The following is a 606-nucleotide window of genomic DNA, read 5'->3' as shown; positions in this document are numbered from 1 at the left end:
GTGTCGGCGTGTTCGAGCACGATCTGGTAGCCGCGCTCGCCGTGGATTTCGTCGGAGACGATATGCAGGTCGAAGAACTCGACTTCTTCGTCGGTGAAGTTGTACTTGTCGCGCAGGGTGGGGGTCTGCTTGCGGTAGATCGAGGGGACCTGGGACTCCAGGCCGACCACGAGGCCGGCGACGGCGACGATGGGGTCTTCGCGCATGGCCACGGCGTAGCACCAGCTCTGCAGGCCGCGGGTGGTGGGGGACATATTGTCGGGATCGACGACGCGCTCGCGGGTGGTGCCGCAGGCTTCGGCGAAGCGCACGAGCAGGTCGGTGTGGCGGTCGCCGCCGATTTCCTCTTCATACATATTGGCCAGCAGGAAGTCCTTGGCTTCGGTGAAGCGGTCGGGRGTGCGGGCGTAGATGTAGGCGAGGTAGTCGGCGAAGGGTCCGACGTAGTGATAGTGGTTCTCGGCCCAGCGGGCGAGGTGATCGCGGGAGAGCTTGCCGCTGGCCCAGGCGACGCTGAAGGGGGCCTTGTTGGCACTCTTGCCCTTGATGGCGTTTTCGAGAGCGGCACGGAAGTCTTCGCGGTTCATGAGTTCGGGCATTGGGGGG

At 64.6% G+C, this 606-nt stretch carries 1 protein-coding gene; it reads right to left on the bottom strand.

Annotated features, from left to right (window positions below; all coding sequences use genetic code 11):
• A partial coding sequence (locus tag AC1DK4_RS40785) for an iron-containing redox enzyme family protein (RefSeq protein WP_441643679.1) occupies positions 1-599 on the bottom strand: 599 nt, incomplete at its 3' end.
• Positions 600-606 lie beyond the last annotated feature (7 nt).

This window comes from Cupriavidus sp. 05N38 (assembly GCF_056397345.1).
This window is presented reverse-complemented; position numbering and strand designations above follow the sequence as displayed.